General features: G+C 73.1%; 18 protein-coding genes and 1 pseudogene. 7 read left to right on the plus strand and 12 right to left on the minus strand.

Annotated features, from left to right (window positions below):
- Positions 1-15 precede the first annotated feature (15 nt).
- The gene (locus tag ACFYYJ_RS29550) at positions 16-888 is read left to right on the plus strand and encodes a helix-turn-helix domain-containing protein (protein WP_389136979.1); all 873 of its coding nucleotides are present in this window, start codon (positions 16-18) and stop codon (positions 886-888) included.
- An 84-nt stretch (positions 889-972) separates the two neighbouring features.
- Positions 973-1,095, plus strand: coding sequence for a hypothetical protein (locus tag ACFYYJ_RS29555; protein ID WP_385122855.1), 123 nt, complete (start codon positions 973-975; stop codon positions 1,093-1,095).
- A gap of 7 nt (positions 1,096-1,102) precedes the next feature.
- Here ACFYYJ_RS29555 and ACFYYJ_RS29560 read toward each other — a convergent pair whose 3' ends face one another.
- The 6 genes and pseudogenes from ACFYYJ_RS29560 to ACFYYJ_RS29585 all read right to left on the minus strand — a co-directional run bounded on the left by ACFYYJ_RS29560 (position 1,103) and on the right by ACFYYJ_RS29585 (position 7,098).
- Complete coding sequence (locus ACFYYJ_RS29560; RefSeq protein ID WP_385364900.1) at positions 1,103-1,888, minus strand: 3-hydroxybutyrate dehydrogenase; 786 nt, start codon at positions 1,886-1,888, stop codon at positions 1,103-1,105.
- A gap of 92 nt (positions 1,889-1,980) precedes the next feature.
- The gene (locus ACFYYJ_RS29565) at positions 1,981-3,396 is read right to left on the minus strand and encodes a 3-hydroxybutyrate oligomer hydrolase family protein (RefSeq protein WP_389136983.1); all 1,416 of its coding nucleotides are present in this window, start codon (positions 3,394-3,396) and stop codon (positions 1,981-1,983) included.
- A 53-nt stretch (positions 3,397-3,449) separates the two neighbouring features.
- The gene (locus ACFYYJ_RS29570; protein WP_389136985.1) at positions 3,450-3,902 is read right to left on the minus strand and encodes a PHB depolymerase family esterase; all 453 of its coding nucleotides are present in this window, start codon (positions 3,900-3,902) and stop codon (positions 3,450-3,452) included.
- A gap of 210 nt (positions 3,903-4,112) precedes the next feature.
- Positions 4,113-4,613, minus strand: a pseudogene (locus ACFYYJ_RS29575) (CoA transferase subunit A); the annotation flags it as partial.
- Between the two features lie 129 nt (positions 4,614-4,742).
- Complete coding sequence (gene rox / locus ACFYYJ_RS29580) at positions 4,743-6,206, minus strand: rifampin monooxygenase (RefSeq protein WP_389136987.1); 1,464 nt, start codon at positions 6,204-6,206, stop codon at positions 4,743-4,745.
- Positions 6,207-6,348: 142 nt separating this feature from the next.
- Positions 6,349-7,098, minus strand: coding sequence for a TioE family transcriptional regulator (locus tag ACFYYJ_RS29585; protein WP_389136990.1), 750 nt, complete (start codon positions 7,096-7,098; stop codon positions 6,349-6,351).
- Positions 7,099-7,159: 61 nt separating this feature from the next.
- Between ACFYYJ_RS29585 and ACFYYJ_RS29590 the strand changes: the two genes are divergently transcribed.
- Entirely contained in the window at positions 7,160-8,362 is a 1,203-nt protein-coding gene (locus ACFYYJ_RS29590; RefSeq protein ID WP_389136993.1) for an erythromycin esterase family protein, read from the plus strand.
- On the opposite strand, the gene ACFYYJ_RS29595 is transcribed toward ACFYYJ_RS29590, so the two are convergent.
- A complete protein-coding gene (locus tag ACFYYJ_RS29595; protein WP_389136995.1) occupies positions 8,359-10,344 on the minus strand; it encodes a PE-PGRS family protein in 1,986 nt (661 codons plus the stop codon). The genes ACFYYJ_RS29590 and ACFYYJ_RS29595 overlap by 4 nt on opposite strands.
- Positions 10,345-10,427: 83 nt before the next feature.
- On the opposite strand from ACFYYJ_RS29595, the gene ACFYYJ_RS29600 reads away from it, so the two are divergent.
- The gene (locus ACFYYJ_RS29600) at positions 10,428-10,967 is read left to right on the plus strand and encodes a GNAT family N-acetyltransferase (protein WP_385122836.1); all 540 of its coding nucleotides are present in this window, start codon (positions 10,428-10,430) and stop codon (positions 10,965-10,967) included.
- A gap of 24 nt (positions 10,968-10,991) precedes the next feature.
- Here the strand turns inward: ACFYYJ_RS29600 and ACFYYJ_RS29605 are convergent, their stop codons facing one another.
- On the minus strand, positions 10,992-11,726 hold the full coding sequence (locus ACFYYJ_RS29605; protein WP_385364887.1) for an SOS response-associated peptidase: 735 nt from the start codon (positions 11,724-11,726) through the stop codon (positions 10,992-10,994).
- Between the two features lie 384 nt (positions 11,727-12,110).
- Here ACFYYJ_RS29605 and ACFYYJ_RS29610 point away from each other — a divergent pair, with 384 nt between their 5' ends.
- Positions 12,111-12,428: a hypothetical protein gene (locus ACFYYJ_RS29610; protein ID WP_385122832.1), complete on the plus strand. Its 318-nt coding sequence runs from the start codon at positions 12,111-12,113 to the stop codon at positions 12,426-12,428.
- An 86-nt stretch (positions 12,429-12,514) separates the two neighbouring features.
- Positions 12,515-12,781 (plus strand): EamA family transporter, encoded by a 267-nt coding sequence (locus ACFYYJ_RS29615; protein WP_389136999.1) that lies wholly within the window; start codon positions 12,515-12,517, stop codon positions 12,779-12,781.
- On the opposite strand, the gene ACFYYJ_RS29620 is transcribed toward ACFYYJ_RS29615, so the two are convergent.
- Positions 12,739-13,692, minus strand: coding sequence for a helix-turn-helix domain-containing protein (locus ACFYYJ_RS29620; protein WP_385365439.1), 954 nt, complete (start codon positions 13,690-13,692; stop codon positions 12,739-12,741). The two genes, ACFYYJ_RS29615 and ACFYYJ_RS29620, sit on opposite strands and share 43 nt — an antisense overlap.
- Positions 13,693-13,794: 102 nt before the next feature.
- Between ACFYYJ_RS29620 and ACFYYJ_RS29625 the strand changes: the two genes are divergently transcribed.
- A complete protein-coding gene (locus ACFYYJ_RS29625; RefSeq protein ID WP_389137002.1) occupies positions 13,795-14,829 on the plus strand; it encodes a saccharopine dehydrogenase family protein in 1,035 nt (344 codons plus the stop codon).
- Positions 14,830-14,850: 21 nt separating this feature from the next.
- On the opposite strand, the gene ACFYYJ_RS29630 is transcribed toward ACFYYJ_RS29625, so the two are convergent.
- The 3 genes from ACFYYJ_RS29630 to ACFYYJ_RS29640 form a co-directional block, all read right to left on the minus strand.
- On the minus strand, positions 14,851-17,256 hold the full coding sequence (locus ACFYYJ_RS29630) for an ATP-binding cassette domain-containing protein (RefSeq protein WP_389137005.1): 2,406 nt from the start codon (positions 17,254-17,256) through the stop codon (positions 14,851-14,853).
- A gap of 43 nt (positions 17,257-17,299) precedes the next feature.
- Positions 17,300-17,725 carry a VOC family protein gene (locus ACFYYJ_RS29635; protein WP_385122818.1) on the minus strand — a complete coding sequence of 142 codons (426 nt, stop codon included), beginning with the start codon at positions 17,723-17,725 and terminating at the stop codon, positions 17,300-17,302.
- A gap of 112 nt (positions 17,726-17,837) precedes the next feature.
- Positions 17,838-18,719 (minus strand): alpha/beta fold hydrolase, encoded by an 882-nt coding sequence (locus ACFYYJ_RS29640; protein ID WP_389137008.1) that lies wholly within the window; start codon positions 18,717-18,719, stop codon positions 17,838-17,840.
- Positions 18,720-18,820 lie beyond the last annotated feature (101 nt).

Below are 18,820 nucleotides of genomic sequence, written 5' to 3' on the forward strand. Positions count from 1 at the left end.
GGGAGGGAGAGGGACATGCCGGTGGCCGCGGGGACGGGCGTGGCCGGTCGGGGCCTCGAAGTGACCCGCGTGGGAAACAGGTGGCGGGTCACCCGCCCCTGGCCTCCCCGGCTGCGCCCGGTGCTGCACGGCTACGCGGGCTACTGGGAGGCGGCGGCCTCGCCCTACCGGGTGCGCCTCGTGCCCACGGGCCGCGCCGTCGTGGTGATCAGCCTGGGTGAGCCGTTCACCCGGATCAGTCGGCCGGGGGACGCGGGCCCGTCCGGCCGGGTGACCGGCTCGCTGGTCGCGGGGCTGGAGGACGGCTTCCGGGTCTGCGACCATCCCGGCGGGCAGGAGGCCATCCGGATCGAACTGACCCCTCTGGGGGCCTACCGGCTGTTCGCCGTGCCGATGGGCGAGCTGACGAACAGGGTGGTCGAGCTGGGCGACGTCCTCGGCCCCGAATCCGCGCTGCTGGTGGAACGGTTGGCGGCCACGAGCGACTGGTCGGCCCGGTTCGACCTGCTCGACACCGCCCTGTCGGCCCGGCTCGCCCGGGGTCCGCTGCCCGCGCCCGAGGTCGGCCACGCCTGGCAGCTGTTGTCCGATGCCGGCGGGGCGGTCCCGGTCGGTCGGATCGCGGCCGAAGTGGGCTGGAGCCAGGGGCACTTGGTGCGTCGTTTCACCGAACAGGTGGGTCTGACGCCGAAGACGTCCGCGCGGGTGCTGCGCTTCCACCGGGCGGTCGGGCTGCTCGCCCGCGGCGGCGCGAACCCCACCGAGGTGACCGCCGCCTGCGGCTTCTACGACCAGGCCCATCTCAACCGGGAGTTCCGCGCCCTGGCCGGCACCACCCCCGGACGACTGGCCGCCGCCCGCCTCGCGGAGGGCGCCCTCGCCCTGTGAGGGCGAGGGCAGATTTGTCCAAGCCAGGCCGTCCCACACGTCGCTAGTGTCCCCGGAGAAACCGACTCGGAGGGGAACTGCCCGATGGAGAACTTCCTGCGCATCCTGGTGTCCGGCGCCATCACGGGCGGCTTGATCGGCCTGGCGGGGGCGCTCGGCGCACGCCGTCGCCGGCGCCGCGAGGGCGGTGACGCGAACGGCCGTTGACGGATGCTCAGGCGGCGCTCCATCCCCCGTCGACGGGGATGGACACCCCGGTGATGTAACCGGTGTGCGGGCCGCAGAGCCATACGGCGACGTCGGCGACCTCCTCCGGTTCGATCAACCGCTTGATCGAGGAACGGCTGAGCATCACCTCCCCGACCACCTGTTCCGGGGCGATGCCGTGGGCTTCGGCCTGGGCGGTGATCTGCCGCTCCACCAGGGGGGTCCGGACGTATCCGGGATTGACGCAGTTGCTGGTGACCCCGTGCGGGGCACCTTCGAGGGCCGCGACCTTGCTCAGCCCCTCGATCGCGTGCTTGGCGGTCACGTATCCGGCCTTGAACGCGCTGGCGCGCAGGCCGTGCACGCTGGAGACGTTGACGATGCGGCCCCAGCCGCGTGCGTACATGTGCGGCAGGGTCCGGCGGATCAGGAGGAACGGGGCCTGGACCATGACCCGTTGGAGCAGTTCGAACCGCTCCACGGGGAACTCGTCCAGGGGTGCCACGTGTTGGAGTCCCGCGTTGTTGACCAGGATGTCGACGTCGGTGGGGAGCCCCGCGAGGAGCCGGCCGTCGGCGAGGTCGACGACGTGGGCGTGTCCCCCGATGGAATCGGCGACCGATTCCGCCGCCCCGGCGTCGAGGTCGACCACGTGGACGAGCGCGCCGGCGGCGGCGAGCGCCCGGGCGCAGGCCCGGCCGATCCCGCTGCCGGCGCCCGTCACCATGGCGGTACGGCCCTTGAGGTCGACGCCCGCGGCCGCGTCGGACGGGGGTGTGATTCCGCTTGTCATGCCCGGAATCATGCGCGACGGGTGGGCGCAGCTCCCATGTGTCTGCCCTCCACAGTCGCGACCGGCGCGGTGGTGGAGCCCACCAGTGGGTCTCACGGGGCGAGCGGACAGCTCGTCAGCAGTTCTTCGGGGCCGGCCGAGGCGGGGCGGGGGATGGTGCGCCCCGGCGGCGGCTGCACGCCGCGACCGATCCAGTCCTCCAGGGCCGTGAACGCTGCACGGTGGCACGGGAGGAGGGGTCGGAGCCGGTCGGGGAAGGCGTCGAACAACGAGTCGACGTGGGTGCCCCCGTCGACCCGGTAGTAGCGGAAGAGCCGGCCTCGGCCCGCGTCGGCCACCATGCGGGCGTAGACGTCGGAGTCCCGGCTGATGGGCAGGAGCACGTCGAGGGTTCCGTGCACCGTGACGAGGGGTTTGCCGATACGGCCGGTGAGCGCGATCCTCGACACCGCTTCCCGTACCGCGTCGGGCCGCGAGGCGTAGTCGTAGTCGGCGTCGCAGACCGGGGTTCCAGGGGCGCAGAAGGGCCTTCCGGCCTCCAGCGGGCCGTCGAAGTCCGGGTCGAGTTCCTCACGGTAGATCCGCTGCGTCAGGTCCCAGTAGTACTGGTGGTGGAAGGGCCACAGGAACTCCGAGCCGGCGGGGAAGCCCGCCGCGGTCATCCGCCGGTGGGCCTGCTCGGCGCCCTCGCCGCCGGCCGCGTAGACGGGGTACGCGGCCAGGGCGGGCGGCAGGAAGGTGAGCAGGTTCGGGCCCTCCTCGCGCCACAGGGTGCCCTCCCAGTCGACACCGCCGTCGTAGAGCTCGGGATGGTTCTCCAACTGCCAGCGCACCAGATACCCGCCGTTGGACATGCCGGTGGCCAGCGTCCGCGCGGGGGGCCGCAGATAGCGTTGGGTGACGACGGCCCGGGCGGCGCGGGTGAGTTGGGTGACCCTGGCGTTCCATTCGGCGATCGCGTCACCCGGCGTACGGCCGTCGCGGTGGAAGGCGGCGCCGGCGTTGCCCTTGTCGGTCGAGGCGAACGCGTAGCCGCGCGCCAGCACCCAGTCCCCGATGGCGCGGTCGTTGGCGTACTGCTCCCGGACGCCCGGCGAACCGGCGACGACCAGGCCGCCGTTCCACCGGTCGGGCAGACGGATCACGAACTGGGCGTCGTGCTGCCAGTTGTGGTTGGTGTTGGTCGTCGAGGTGTCCGGGAAGTATCCGTCGATCTGGATGCCGGGGACACCGCTCGGTACGGAGAGCCCGGCGGGGGTCAGCCCGGCCCAGTCGGCCGGGTCGGTGTGGCCGGAGGCGACGGTCCCGGCCGTGGTGAGCTCGGCGAGGCAGGCCTTCTCCTGACGTTCGGCTCCCGGCACCCTCAGCCACTGGACCCGCGCGCAGGACGCGGCCTCACCGGCGCCGTTGGGGTCCTGGGCGGCGGCCGCGGGGACGGCGGCGAGGGTGACGAGCGCCGCCGCGGCGGCGAGGGCCCTGCGCAGGGTGGTGATGCGGGGCAGGAGCACGGATACCTCCGGGGGAAGGGCGGTGGGCGAACGGGAAGGGCGGTTCGGTGAGGTCAGGGGCAGCTGGGGTCAGGGGCAGCTGGGGTCAGGGGCAGGTGCCGTCGGCTGCTGTTGTTCGCGGACGTCGTCTCGGGGAGGACCAGCAGGAATCCGTACCGGTCGGCGAACTTCGTCAGCCCCGAGTCGTCGGCGCAGACCTGGGCGCTCTGGGTGCAGCCGTGCAGCGCGACCACCACGGCCGGGCCGGCCGGCATCCCGGCGGGCCGGTACACGTACATGTTGAGCGCGCCCGGGTTGGCGCCGAAGTCGCCGATCGTCTGGAGGGGGACGGCGGCCCGTGCGGCGGGGGCGGGCGAGAACAGCGCCGCCCCCGCCACCAGGGCCAGGACCGCGGCCGTCCGGCCGAGCACACGGTGCAGGCGTGAACCCGTACGCGTGGAACGGGCCGGGTGGGCGGACGAGGACGGGGACGGGGACGGCTGTGGGGGTGCTTCGCCGGGCGGCATGGCGGCTCCTGTACGGCTGACCGGCCTGGGGCGGCCGGACCGGTGGGGTGCGGGTCACCGTAGGGTCCGAGGAGCCCGGCCCAGAACGGTGCTGCACACCACAGCCCGCCGAAATGGGTGTGGTCCGTGCCCCGTTGACCGGCCGTTGCGGCCCTGCTAGGGGCCGGTCGGCTGCGGCCGGTCAGGCGCAGACGGCCAGGTCGGCCGCCAGATGCCCTCCTCCAGGAGGTACGTACGGTCGCCGAAGGTCCTCGTCTCCTTCGGTGGCGAGGCCACGGCGACCGTGCCGTCCTGGCCGTACCGCCAGGGCAGCCCGCCGTCGGCGACCCGGGTGCCCGCACCGGCTGGGGTGTAGAAGCCGGGTATGCCGGAGCCGCCCGCCCGCAGCCGTTCCGCGAGGGTGCCCTGCGCGACGAGCTCCACCTCCGGTTCGCCGCCGAGGTACCGGCGGGCGAACTCCTTGTTCTCCTCCACGTACGAGCTGGTCATCCGGGCGATCCCGCCCTCGCGCAGCAGGAGTCCGAGACCCCGGTCGTCCACGCCGCAGTTGTTGGAGACCACCCTCGGACCGCCGACTCCGCGCCGGCGCAGGGCCTCGATCAGCACCCCGGGAATCCCGCAGAGGCCGAAGCCCCCGACCGCCGGGGAGGCGCCTTCCGCTATGTCGGCGACCGCTCCGGCGCAATCCCCGACCACCTTGTCCACACTCATCCACCACTCCGTTTCCTTCGCCTGCTCGGCATCGGACTGCGGCGAGCCCAGGAAGGTGTGGCGGGGTGCACGATGGCGGGACTCCCCACAGCCGGGCACCGTCGGATGTGGGGAGTCCGGGGTGCGTACTCAGGGCGTGGTGGATCCCGCGACGGCCTCCGAGGAGGAACGTGCGGCGGATCCGAACCACTTCGGCAGGTGGCCGAGCAGGTCGTGCCGGTCGTCACCGACCCATGCCACGTGCCCGTCCGGTCGCAACAGCACCGCGGGGACGTCGAGTTCCTCGCTGCCGTCGACGACGTGGTCCACCCGGTCGGACCAGCCCTCCACCGAGAGCCGCCCCGTCCGGTCGAGCAGCAGCCCTCGGCCTGCGTGCATCAGGCCGTACAGACGTCCCTGCTTCAGCTCCACGTCCCTCATCCTGCGCCCGAGCAGTTCATGGCCCTCGCCGAAGTCGTAGCGGACGCCGATCGCGATGATCTTCTCGGTCAGGTACCGGTTCACGTCCTCGAACTCCATGAGTTCCGTGAGCAGTCGGCGTACGGCCTGCGCTCCCGGTTCGAGGGACATCAGCTCCCACTGCGCGCGGGTGTTGTCCAGGACGGCCGCGGCCACCGGCTGCCGTTCGGCCTGGTAGCTGTCCAGCAGCCCGTCCGGCGCCCACCCGGCCACCTCGGCGGCCAGTTTCCATCCGAGGTTGAAGGCGTCCTGGACACCGAGGTTGAGGCCCTGCCCGCCGGCCGGCGAGTGGATGTGCGCCGCGTCCCCGGCGAGCAGCACCCGGCCGGACCGGTAGCGCTCGGCCAGCCGGGTGGCGTCGCCGAAGCGGGACAGCCAGCGCGGCGAGTGCACGCCGAAGTCGGTCCCCGAGGTCGCCCGCAGCTGCTTCTTCAGCTCGTCCAGGGTCGGCGGGACCGTCCGGTCCTCGGCCACTCCTTCGGCCGGCGCGACGACGCGGTAGAGCCCGTCGCCCAGCGGCATGGCACCGAACCGCAGCTGGGTCTTGCGGACTTCGGCCATGACGGCGGCGAGTTCCTCCGGTGATGCGGTCAACTCCACCTCGCCCAGGAGCGTGTCGACCCGGCTGGGCTCGCCGGGGAATCCGATGCCGAGCAGCTTGCGCACCGTGCTGCGGCCGCCGTCGCATCCGACGAGGTAGCGCGAGCGCAGCCGAGTGCCGTCGGCCAGCTCCGCCGTCACTCCGTGCTCGTCCTGGCTCACGGCGACGATTTCGCTGCCGCGCCGGATCTCGGCGCCGAGTCCGGTGGCGTGCTCGGTCAGCAGGCGGTCGGTGACGGGCTGCGGAATGCCGAGGGTGTAGGGATGCGCCGTGTCCAGGTGGGCCGGCGCGGATTTGGCGATGCCGGCGAAGAACCCTCCGACCGGGTACTGGGTGCCGAGCGCGAGGAACCGGTCCAGCAGGCCGCGCTGGTCCATCACCTCGATGCTGCGGGCGTGCAGACCGAGGGCGCGGACGATCCGGGTCGGCTCCGCGTCCCTTTCCAGCACGACCACCCGCACGCCGTGCAGCCGCAGTTCGGCGGCGAGCATCAGGCCGGTGGGGCCCGCGCCCACAACGATCACGTCAATCATCAAGACCACATTTCCGCAGGTATCCGGCTGAGGCCGATGATTGTGCGACAGGAAGGGGGCCTTGCCACAAGCCCCCCAGTGCGCTATAGGTTGATAGTGGCGAGGAGAGGCGACTCCTCGTCCTTTTCTTTTTCTGCTGCTCTCAGCCCCGCTCGCGGAGGTACGCCTCCAGTTCCGCGGCGCCGGTCAGCATCGCCCGCCCGCGCGCGGACAGCCGGTCGTGCCAGCCGCCCAGAACGGCTTCGAGGGGCTCCAGCCCTCCCGCCGAACGCACCTGGGCGATCAGCGGGGCGATCTGTTCCAGCAGGTGGCCGCCGCGCCTCAGTTGGTGGGCCAGCCTGGCGTCCCGTACGTCGGCCTCGTCGTACACGCGGTACCCGGTGAGCGGGTCGCGGCGCGGGTTCACCAGCCCGGCGCGCTCCCATTTGCGCAGGGTCGCGGGCCGGATCCCGAGCTCCTTCGCGAGCGCCCCGACGAACGTGCCGCGGGGCCCGCCCACCGCCGTGCCGGGTCCGGATCCGGGTCCGGACCCGGACCCGATGGCGGGCGGCAGGTCGCGCAGGGCGCGCTCCACCGCCCGGAGGGTCCGCCGGTCGTCGAGCAGCCGGGCGTGGCTCTCGTCGATGAGTCGGAGGGCCTCGTCGGTCTCCCCCTGGTTCACGGCCCGCATGACGGACGTCGCCGTGCCGTGGCCGTGGGCCGGCACCAGGGCGAGGAAGGCGTCCAAGGCCCGAGCGTGCAGCGGCGTGTAGGTGCGGTAGCCGCTCGGTGTGCGGTCGGCGGCCGGAAGGATGCCTGCGTCCTCGTAGTTCCTGACGGCCTGCGTGGACAGACCGTGCCCGCGCGCCAGATCGATCGGCCTGAGCCGTCCGCCGTTTTGAGGGTTTCGCATCCCAGACCTGACCGGATCGCCGAAAAGTTTCAACCGAAGGTTCAACGATAGCGTTGAAGGCATGGTCAAAGACATCCAGGACGCCGTCCATCCCTTCGATGCCGAATCCGTCATGGGGCTCCTGCAGGCCCCGCCCCGGGTGCTCGCCCTGGGCGAGCCCACCCACGGCGAGGACAGCCTCCTCGAACTGCGCAACACCCTCTTCCGACGGCTCGTCGAGCAGGAGGGCTACCGCACCGTCGCGATCGAGAGCGACTGCATGATGGGCCTGGTCGTGGACGACTACGTCACCTCGGGCACGGGCACCCTCGACGAGGTCATGGAGCGGGGGATCAGCCACGGTTGGGGGACCTCCGCGGCCAACCGCGAGCTGGTGCGCTGGATGCGTGCCCACAACGAGGGCCTGGCCGCGTCCGAGCGGGTCCGCTTCGCCGGGGTCGACGGCCCGCTGGAGATGACGGGCGCCGCGAGTCCCCGGCAGGCCCTCACCGCGCTCCACGGCTACCTCGCCGCCCACGTCGACCCGGGTCTGCTCCCCTGCACAGCGGACACCCTCGACCGCCTGCTCGGCTCCGACGACCGGTGGACCGAGCCGGCGGCGATGATGGACCCGGCCCGCTCCGCGGGACAGTCGCCCGAGGCGGCGGAGCTGCGGCTGGTCGCCGACGATCTGGTGGCCCTGTTCGACGAGCGGACGCCGCACCTGCTCGCGTCGACGACGCGGGACGACTGGGACCGCGCCCGCCTGTACGGGCGCACCGCGACCGGTCTGCTGCGCTACCACCACTGGATGGCCGACGCGTCACCGGCCCGGCTGACCCGCCTCGTGGGCCTTCGGGGCCAGATCATGGCCCGCAACCTCCTCGCCCTCGCCGACCGGGGCCCGGTGCTCGTCCACGCCCACAACTCCCATCTCCAGCGGGAGAAGAGCAGCATGCGGCTGGGCGACGTTCCGCTGGAGTGGTGGAGCGCCGGGGCCATCGCGAGCGCGCACCTCGGCGGCGAGTACGCCTTCGTGCACACGGCCCTCGGCACGATCCGGCACCAGGGGGTGGACGCACCGCCGCCGGACACGGTCGAGGGGCTCCTGTACGCGCTCCCGCAGGACCGGTGCGTCGTGGACGCCCGCCGGCTGGCCACCGCCCTCGGGGAGACGCGGCCCGCACACCGCGTGTCCCCGTGGTTCGGGTACGCCCCCTTCGACCCGACCCACTTGGCGGGCGGCGACGGGATCGTGTTCGTCAAGGACCTCCCGAAGCTCTAGACCGTCGCCTCCGGATCCCGCAGGGCCCGCTCCGCCAGGGCGCGGAGCACGTGCGGCGGGATGCCGGGGTTGTGGGCGGCGGCCCAGCCCGTGTCGGGGTCGCGCAGCCGGTCCGCGAGCACGCTCGCCGGAAGGTGCCGGAGCCGGAGGACGGTCCCGCGTACGGAGTCCTCCGGGTCCTCGGTCATACGGGCCGCGTCGGCCGCGGGCAGGCGCGGGTCCTCGGCGGCCCGCCCGCGCACTTCCGGGTCGCGGTCCCGGGCGAACCGGGCGACGAGTTCGGCGGGTGCGAGCGGGTCGTCCAGGGCGAGCCGTCGCATCCGGCCGTGCGGGTCGTCCGCGTACCGCAGCAGGCCCTCGCGGGGGAAGTTGGGGTGCGTGCGGGGGCGTCCCGGGCTCGACAGGCTCCCCGTCCACCAGGTCCACACCCGAAGCAGCATCTCGGCGGGGGCGTCGTCGCAGGACTCGGCGAGGAACAGCTGCACGACGCGGTCCGGGTCCCAGGCGAGGCGCCGGACCACGTCCGGTGGCAGCCGCCGGGCCCGTGCCACGCTCCGGCGTACGCGCAGGTGGGAGGAGGCGGCGAGGCGCCGCATGGCCTCCGGGTTGTCGTGGAGTTCCGCGACCCACGGCAGGGTCCGCGAGCCGTCCCCCGAACCGATCTCCGTGCAGATCGCCGTCCGCTGTTCCTCCGTGATGTCGCCTCGGATGGCGATCGCGTGGCGGACCTCGTCGTCGGGATCGGCGGCGAGGCGGGCCACCGTCCCCGCGTCGAGGCGGGGGTTGGCGGCGAGTACCCCGCGCAGGCGCGCGTCCGCGGACTCCAGGAGGTGCTCGACGAGGTCCGGGTCGAGACGGCAGCGCTCCACGGCGTGCTCCCCCAGCTCCTCGCGTACGTAGACCTCCAGGGAGAGCGGCTCGTCCTGGTGGTGCCGCAGCAGCGCCTGCTTCCGCACTCCGGCAGCCTCGTCGTCGAGCAGGGCCTTGCGGCGCTCGGCCGGCAGTGCGGGCCAGGCCGGAGAGCAGGCGGACGCCCGGACGCCCTCGTTGGAGTCCTCCGTCAGCGCGACGGCGTGCCGTGGCGGCAGGCCGGTCAGTGCGACGGCCTCGGCCCGAATTCGGACGGACGGATCGGTGGCCAGCAGCGCATACGCCTCCTCCTCCAGCACCGTCCGCCGATCGGCGGCCAGCATGGCGAGGAACCAGCGTTCGCGGTCGGTGCCGGCCAGGCGGATCAGCCGGGTCCAGTCGGCGGGCGTCAGGTGCGGGTTCCCCTCGACCGCGCGGAGTCTGGCCTTCGGGTCGGAGTACCCGAGGACCGTCTCCATGAACTCGTCCGGCGGCAGCCGCCACAGCTGACTCGGGGAGCGGCGGAACAGTTCGAGACGGATGCCCTCCGGTGTGCCCCGGTTGGCGCCGAGGCCGTCGGTCCAGGCCTCGATGACGGCCGGAGCCGGGTCGGGTGCGGCCAGGAAGGCGTCCCAGACCGCCGCGCTCTCTTCGGCGCTCTCGCGGGCCGCGGCCCGCGCCGCCTCGTCGATCCGTGCGCCGACGCCGGTCAGGGCGAGCAGCCGCGGGGCTCCTCCCGCGCCGGGCACCACACCGGCGAAGGTCTCGCCGTCCACGGCGGACAGCAGCATCCCGCGCGGGTCGGGGTCCGCCCCGTCGAGCAGCCCGGCGAGGGCCCGGACCGGGTCGTCCGCGGGGATCCGGACCCTCCGCCACGCGCCGCCCATGCGACCGCGCGGGGCGTGGGGCCCGGCGAACGCGAGCAAGAACTCCCGGCCACCGCCCAGCACGAGCCCGGCCGCCCGGTCGGGGCCCACCGCCGGTTCGCCCGCGGCGTCCGCGGCAGCCAGCATCCGGCGCGCCGTGGGGGCCTTCCGTATGCCCGGAAGCCACCACGTGCCCAGCGGCTCCAGCCCCATGCCGGCCAGAAGCGCCTCGTGGCTCTCGTCATCGCGCAGCCTGTCGTCGTTCACGTCCGCCGCGTCCCCTCCCCCTCGTGCGTCCCGTCATCATCTCCCGACGCCCGCGGGGTCCGGCAGCTGCATACGCTTTCGCCATGAACCACGACACCAGCCATGACCAGCGCATACGGATCCGACAGGGCGGCCCGACCGACGTACCGGCCGTCCTCGGCATGCTCGACGCCGCGGTCGCCTGGATGAACGGCCGGGGCAACACGGAGCAGTGGGGCACGACGCCGTATTCGCAGCAGCCCGGCGCGGCGGCGCGGGTCGAGCGGTACACGACCGAGAACAGCCCGTACGTCGCGGAGCTGGGCGGCATTCCGGTCGGAGCCCTCGTTCTGGACACCGGCCCGAGCCCGCGGCTGCCGATCGCGCCGGCCGGGGAACCCGAGCGGTACGTCCGGCTGCTGGTCTCCGACCGCCGGTACGCCGGTCTGGGCGTCGGGGCGACGCTGCTCGCCCGTGCCGCCGAGGAGACCCGGCGGGCGGGCGTGGCGCTGCTGCGGGTCGACTGCTGGGCGGGCGGCGGGGGCGAGTTGGTCGCGTACTACGAGCGCAACGGCTTCACCCGTACCGATCCGTTCCTCGACGGGGCCTGGCCGGGGCAGGTCCTGGCCCGGCGGGTCGGCTGACGGCGGGGCCGCCGACGGGGCGGCTCAGGCGTCGGCGGGGGTCAGGAGCTCGGGGCCGTTGTTGCGCACGCTGTTGACCGCGGTCGAGACCGCCGTCACCGCGAGTCGGCCTCCGCCCGGTGTGTGGAGGAGGGCGCGGAGGTCCGCCGTGGACTGGTGGGCGGGATCGAGCCAGATGTCGTAGTCCCCGGGGTCGAGGGCCAGCGGCATGCGGGGGTGGACGCGGCCGGCCGCGTCGGTGGCCTCGGTGGTGATGATGGTGGCCGTGGTCAGCCAGGCCGACGGGTCGTCGTCGTCCTTGACGGCCGGGTCGCGCCAGAACTCGTACAGCCCCGCCATGGCCATCACGCCCGTGTCCTCGGGGCGGATGAAGTACGGCTGTTTGTAGGCCTTGGCCGAGCCGGTGGCGGGCACGGCGACCCATTCGTAGAAGCCGTCCGCGGGGAGCAGGCACCGCCGCTTGGTGAACGCCCGCCGGTACGCGGGCTTCTCGTGCACGGTCTCCACCCGCGCGTTGATCATCCGCGAGCCGACGCCGGGGTCCTTCGCCCACGAGGGGACCAGCCCCCACCGCACCGGCCGCAGCCGCCGGGCCACTTCGCCGGTGGTGCGGTCGGCACGCTCCAGAACCGCCCACACGTCATCGGTCGGGGCGACGTTCCACGAGGGCCCGAGTTCCGCGGCGGAGGGATCCCGCTCGGCGTCGAAGAGGCCCGCGAGGTCCTCCGGGGCCCGGGAAGAGGCATATCGACCGCACATGTCTCCACCCTGCCACCCTTCCGGGGGAAACGGGCCGGAACACACCCGTCGGGGGACGCGGCGGCCGATCCGGGCGTGAAGCCCGCGCCCCCGGGGTACACCTCGGTCACCTTGAGCGAGCACCACATCGCCCTGAGTGGCGGTACTGGTCACGGTCGTTGCCCGAAGGCGGTTCGTCGTGATTCCTGACGCGGTCGTACGGCATTCCCCGGCGCGGGTGGGGCGCCTTTCTCGGCAACCCGGCGTGCGACATACCGGGTTCACTCCTGCCGCGGGGGTTCACGACCGAACCGGGAACGCCCTGCCGCTCGTTCTCCAGGCACGGCGGCCGACACCGCCGTTCCCGTCCCTTGCCTCACCCGTCTCACACCCCGAGGAGCCGTCGTGGCCGTGCTCACCACGATCTCCGTGGTCGTCGGCGCCTGGTGCGCCGCCGGCATCATGACCGCCGCCCTGTACGCCGTCGTACGCGGTCGTCGCGTCCGCCGACAGCGGGCGATGGCGGCGGCGCTGGAGGGTCGGGCCGGCGTCGCCGCCACGACACCCGCCGCGAAGGACACGCCGGCCGGCCATGGCGCGGGGACCGAAGTGCCCGCGCGAGCCGCGCGCCCCGAACCTGCCGCACGGGGCGCGGAACCCGTGGGACCCACAGGACCCACGGGACCCAGCGGGCCCGCGGAGCCCGCGCAGGCCGAGGTCTGAGCACCTCCGCCCGACCGGCGGCCCCGGTCGGGCCGAGGTCACGGCGCCGGCTTCGCGAGGAGGCGCCGGAGCCGGCGGGTCCGGGCGTGGCCCGCCGGCTCGGCACGGTGGGTGGTTTCGTCGCCCACGTGCTGTGGTTCCGCGGAATCGGGCGCCTTCCGGTGACGGCGACCGGCATGCTCGTGCTGGTGTCGCCGCTGGTCGCCGCTGTCATCGGTGCGCTGATGCTCGGCGAGGCCTTCACGCCCGGGCAGCTCGCCGGGTTCGGCCTGGCCCTGGCCGCGCTGCTCGCCGGCCAGTCGGACCCCGGTCAGCGGCCGCCGGCCCGTGAGGTGCGGAACGTGCGGCGGTAGGTGTCCGGGGGGACGCCGACGGTGCGGTTGAAGTGCCGGCGCAGTGACGCGGCGGTGCCCATTCCGGTGGCTTCCGCGATGGCGTCGATGCTGTCCCCGGTGGTCTCCAGGAGCTCCTGGGCGCGCCGGATCCGCTGTGTCAGCAGCCATTGCAGCGGGGTGGTGCCGGTGACCGCCCTGAAGTGGCGGCCCAGGTGGCGCGAGCTCATGTTCGCCCGCCGGGCCAGGTCCTCCACGCTCAGCGCCCGGTCGAGGCGTTCGATCGCCCAGGGGAACAGCGGGGCGAGGGGATGGTCGTCCCGGGCGGGCACCGGTGCGGAGACGAACTGGGCCTGGCCACCCGCCCGGTGCGGGGGCACGACGAGGCGGCGGGCGATGGTGTTGGCGACCGCCGAGCCGTGGTCGAGGCGGACCAGGTGCAGGCACAGGTCCATGGCGGCGGCCTTGCCGGCGGAGGTGAGCACGCTGCCGTTGTCCACGTAGAGCACGTCCGGGTCGACCTCCACCAGCGGATGGCGGTCGGCCAGGGCGCGGGTGTGCGCCCAGTGCGTGGTCGCGCGCCGACCGTCCAGCAGGCCGGCGGCGGCCAGTACGAAGGCGCCCGTGCACAGGGAGGCCACCCGTGCCCCCGCCTCGTGGGCGGCACGGACCGCGTCGACGAGCTCGGCGGGCGGGGCCGCGTCGATGTCGGCCCAGCCGGGGACGATGACCAGGTCGGCGGAGGCGAGGCCGTCGAGGCCGCTGTCGGGCTCCGTCCGGAACCTTCCGACCCGCACGGGGCCCGGCCCGCAGAGGGCGAAGTCGTACCAGGGGTCGACGATGTGGGACAGGTCGGCGCCGAAGACCTCGCAGGCCAGGGACAGTTCGAAGTGCAGCATCCCGTCGGTGACGGCGAGCGCGACGGATTTCATGTCCGGAATTGTACGGGGCATGTCGTTCCGGACACTCGTGCCGATCTCCAACCACCCGCACGATGTTCTCAGTTCAACGTTCGAGAGCGGCGGGAGAAGCTGATGAGTGCGGGTCGCAAGGTTGCGGTGTTCGGCGCCTACGGGCACACGGGGCGTTTCGTGGTGGCGGAACTGCTGGAGCGCGGGTTCGTCCCGATCGCGTCCGGACGCGACGCGGACAAGCTGCGGGAGCTCGCGGCCTCCCACCCCGGGCTCGACGTCCGACCGGCCTCGGTGGATGACCCGGCGTCCCTGGACCGCGCACTCGCGGGAGCGGCCGCCGTGATCAACACCGCCGGACCGTTCGCCACGACCGGCGCCCCCGTGATCGAGGCGGCCCTGCGCGCCGGGATCCCGTACGTGGACGTGGCGGCCGAGATCGAGGCCAACGCCGACGCCTTCGGGCGGTTCGCGGATGCCGCCCGGGCCGCCGGCAGCCTGGTGATCCCCGCGATGGCATTCTTCGGCGGCCTCGGCGACCTGCTGGTCACCGCGGCGGCGGGTGACCGGACGCGGGCCGACGAGGTCCATGTCGCGTACGCGTTGGACAGTTGGCACCCCACCGCGGGCACCCGCGCCGCCGGCAAGGTCTCCGGGGAGCGCCGGGACGGCCGGCGCGTCCGCTACGCCCGGGGGCGCCTGGAGTACCACGACGACGCGCCGGCGACCCTGAAGTGGGCCTTCCCCGAGCCGCTGGGCGAGCGTGAGGTGATCGGCGAGTTCACCATGGCCGACGTCGTCACCGTCCCCAGTCACCTGGACGTCCCCGAGGTCCGCACCTACATGACGGTCGAGGCGGCGGGCGAGCTCGCGGCGCCGGACACCCCGGCGCCCACCGCAGTCGACGGGCGCGGGAGGTCCGCGCAGTCCTTCCTCGTCGACGTCCTCGTGCGCTCCGGCGGCGAGGAGCGCCGCGCCACCGCGAGCGGCCGGGACATCTACGCCGTCAGCGCGCCGCTCGCGGTGGAGGCGGTACACCGCGTCCTGTCGGGCCGGACCACGGCGGCGTCGGGGGTCCTGTCCGCCGGAGCGGCGTTCGACGCGGCCGAGTTCCTCGGGGCGCTCTCCGCGCACCTCGTCCTCGACCTGCGTCGGTAGCCGCGCCGGCGGCCGGCCGTCTCAGCCGCCCACGTACGCCGCCAGGTGCTCGCCCGTCAGGGTGGAGCGGGCGGCGACCAGGTCGGCCGGGGTGCCCTCGAAGACGATCTGCCCGCCGTCGTGACCGGCGCCGGGACCGAGGTCGATGATCCAGTCGGCGTGCGCCATGACCGCCGGGTGGTGCTCCACGACGATCACCGACTTGCCGGAGTCGACCAGCCGGTCGAGCAGGCCGAGCAACTGCTCCACATCGGCCAGGTGGAGGCCGGTGGTCGGCTCGTCCAGCACGTAGACGCCGCCCTTGTCGCCCATGTGCGTCGCCAGCTTGAGCCGCTGCCGCTCGCCGCCGGACAGGGTGGTCAGCGGCTGACCGAGACTGAGGTAGCCGAGCCCGACGTCGGCGAGCCGCTCCAGGATCTTGTGCGCGGCCGGTGTGCGCGCCTCGCCGTCACCGAAGAAGGCCTCGGCCTCGGTGACCGGCATCGCGAGCACCTCGCTGATGTCGCGACCGCCCAGCTTGTACTCCAACACCGAGGCGTCGAACCGCTTGCCCTCGCACTCCTCGCAGGTGGTGGCGACGCCCGCCATGATCGCGAGATCGGTGTAGATGACCCCGGCACCGTTGCAATTGGGGCAGGCGCCCTCGGAGTTGGCGCTGAACAGGGCCGGCTTCACGCCGTTGGCCTTGGCGAAGGCCTTGCGGATCGGGTCGAGCAGTCCGGTGTACGTCGCCGGGTTGCTGCGCCGCGAACCGCGGATCGGGGCCTGGTCGATCGACACCACCCCTTCGCCCACCGCCCCCGACAGATGGGGCAGCGACCCGTGCACGAGCGAGCTCTTGCCGGAGCCGGCGACCCCGGTGACGACGCAGAGCACACCGAGCGGCACGTCGACGTCGACGTCGCGCAGGTTGTGCGCCGTCGCGCCGCGGATCTCCAGCGTCCCGGTGGCCGTACGGGTCTTCTCCTTCACGGCGGCCCGGTCGTCGAGGTGGCGGCCGGTGATGGTGTCGCCGGCGCGCAGCCCCTCCACGCTGCCCTCGAAGCAGACGGTGCCGCCCGCCTGTCCCGCGCCGGGGCCGAGGTCGACGACGTGGTCGGCGATCGCGATGGTCTGCGGCTTGTGCTCCACGACGAGCACGGTGTTGCCCTTGTCGCGCAGGCGCAGCAGCAGGTCGTTCATCCTCTGGATGTCGTGCGGGTGCAGGCCCGTGGTGGGCTCGTCGAACACGTACGTGACGTCGGTGAGCGAGGAGCCGAGGTGGCGGATCATCTTGACGCGCTGCGCCTCGCCACCCGACAGCGTGCCCGCCGGCCGGTCGAGGGCGAGGTAGCCCAGGCCGATCTCCGTGAACGAGTCGAGGGTGTGCCGCAGCGCGTCGAGCAGCGGCGCCACCGAGGGGTCCTCCACTCCGCGGACCCATTCGGCGAGGTCGCTGATCTGCATCGCGCACGCGTCGGCGATGCTGATGCCCTTGATCTTCGAGGAGCGGGCGCCCTCGCTCAGCCGGGTGCCGTCGCAGTCGGGGCAGGTGGTGAAGGTGACCGCCCGGTCGACGAAGGCCCGGATGTGCGGCTGCATGCCCTCCTTGTCCTTGGCGAGCATCGACTTCTGGATGCGCGGGACCAGACCCTCATAGGTCATGTTGATGCCCGCGATCTTCATCCTGGTCGGCTCGCGGTAGAGGAAGTCGGCCAGTTCCTTCTTGGTGAACTTGCGGATCGGCTTGTCCGGGTCGAAGAAGCCGGATTCGCTGTAGAGCCGGGAGTTCCAGCCGCCGCCCGTGTAGCCGGGGGCCGTGATCGCGCCCTCCGCGAGCGACTTGGAGTCGTCGTAGAGCTGGGTCAGGTCGAGGTCGGTGACCGTGCCCCGGCCCTCGCAGCGCGGACACATGCCGCCGGTGATGCTGAAGCTGCGGCGTTCCTTCACCTTCTGTCCGGCGCGCTCCACGGTGACGGCGCCGGCTCCGCTGATCGACGCGACGTTGAAGGAGAACGCCTTCGGCGAGCCGATGTGCGGCGTACCGAGCCGGCTGAAGAGGATGCGGAGCATCGCGTTGGCGTCGGTGGCGGTGCCGACCGTGGAGCGGGGGTCGGCACCCATCCGCTGCTGATCGACGGTGATGACGGTGGTCAGCCCGTCGAGGACGTCGACCTCGGGCCGCGCCAGGGTGGGCATGAAGCCCTGGACGAAGGCACTGTAGGTCTCGTTGATCAGCCGCTGCGACTCGGCGGCGATGGTGTCGAAGACCAGCGAGCTCTTGCCCGAACCGGACACCCCGGTGAACACCGTCAGTCGCCGCTTCGGGATCTCGATGCTGACGTCCTTGAGGTTGTTCTCGCGCGCGCCGTGCACGCGGATCAAACCGTGGCTGTCCGCAACGTGCGGCGCGGGCGGAGGCGTGTCCGTCCTCGTGGCCTTGCTCATCGTGTCTCCGTCTCTGTGCAGGGTCTGTTCGATCCAATCACCTTCAGGCCGGGCGCACCTCGTTGATCCGGATCAAGTTGCCGGCGGGATCGCGGAACGCGCAGTCGCGGACCCCGTAGGGCTGCTCGATGGGCTCCTGCACGTACTCCGCTCCACCGGCCTTCAACCGCTCGAAGGTGCCGTCGAGGTCGTCGGTGCCGAGGACGATGCGGGCGTAGGTGCCCTTGGCCATCATCTCGGCGACGGTGCGGCGCTCGTCCTCGGTGATGCCGGGGTCGGCGGCCGGCGGCTCCAGCACGATCGACGTACCGGGCCGGCCGGCGGGGCCGACCGTGATCCAGCGCATCGCGCCCTGTCCCACGTCGCTGCGGACCTCGAAGCCGAGGATGTCGCGGTAGAAGGCCAGGGAAGCCTCGGGGTCGGTGTGCGGGAGGAAGGTCCAGTGAACGGTGATGTCCGTGTTGTCCATGTGCTTCACGCTAGCCGGGCCCCCGTGAGCAGGGCTTCTCCGATCCTGATCGGTTCCGCCCGATGCCCGCCCGGCACCCGCCGGGCGGGTGCCGGGGTGCCGGGCGGGTGCGTCATTCGCCGGTACGGAGTGCCTCGCGCAGCGCCCGTGCGAACTCCTCGGGGGCGCCCTCCCGGCCGTACTCGCCGCCCAGGAAGCCCCCGTGGTGGCTGGGGAACACGCTCAGCCCGGTGCCGAGCAAGGCGGCGATCTCCGCCGCGGCGCGGGCCGGGAACTCGCCCTCCGACTCCTCGCCCGCCGCGATGACGACGCGGGTCGGCGCGGCCCGCAGCGCGCCGAAGTCGGGCAGGTAACCGGTGCAGGTCCGCATGTTCAGCCCCAGGAGCGCGTCGTCCCGCTTGCCGTCGTCCTCGGTCGGCAGTCCGAACTCGGCGGGGGACGCGAGCGGCTCGTCGGCCCAGTCCGCCGGGAAGGGCCCCTTGCGGGAGACCACGGAGAAGAACTTGACCATCGCGGGCCCCGTCCCCTCGCGCAGGTACGTCGCGTGGATGTCCGCGCAGACCGCCAGCGCCACCTCGCGGTCCGGAAGCACCTGCGCCGAGGGCGGCTCGTGCGCGACGAGGGTGCGCACAAGGGACCCGTGCCCCGCCACCAGGGCCAGCGCGTTCACGGCGCCGCCGCTGCTCGCGAACACGTCCACCGGTCCCGTGCCGAGGGCCTCGATCACGCGCCGCAGGTCGTCGGCGTGCTCCTCGACGGTGTTCTCGGGCGCGCCGTCGGTGCGGGGGCTGCGGCCCACTCCCCGGGGGTCGTAGGTGACCACCGTGCGGTCGGTGAAGTACGAGCCGAGGGTGGCGAACCCGGCGGCGTCCATCGGCGAGCCGACCAGCAGCAGCGCGGGCTCCCCGGCGGGGCCGCCGGCCACGGCGTCGCGGACGTCGTAGGTGATCTCGGCGCCCGCGGCGTCCAGGGTGTGGGTCTTGGTCTCGGTCATCTGCGTCTCCTCGGTGTTCGGTCGTCGGCCGTCAGGAGGTAGACCGGCGCCGTCGTCGGAACTCATCGGTGCCGGCACGGGTTCTTCGGGATCCGCCCGGC

It is taken from the genome of Streptomyces sp. NPDC002467, assembly GCF_042889825.1.
Classification (GTDB): domain Bacteria; phylum Actinomycetota; class Actinomycetes; order Streptomycetales; family Streptomycetaceae; genus Streptomyces.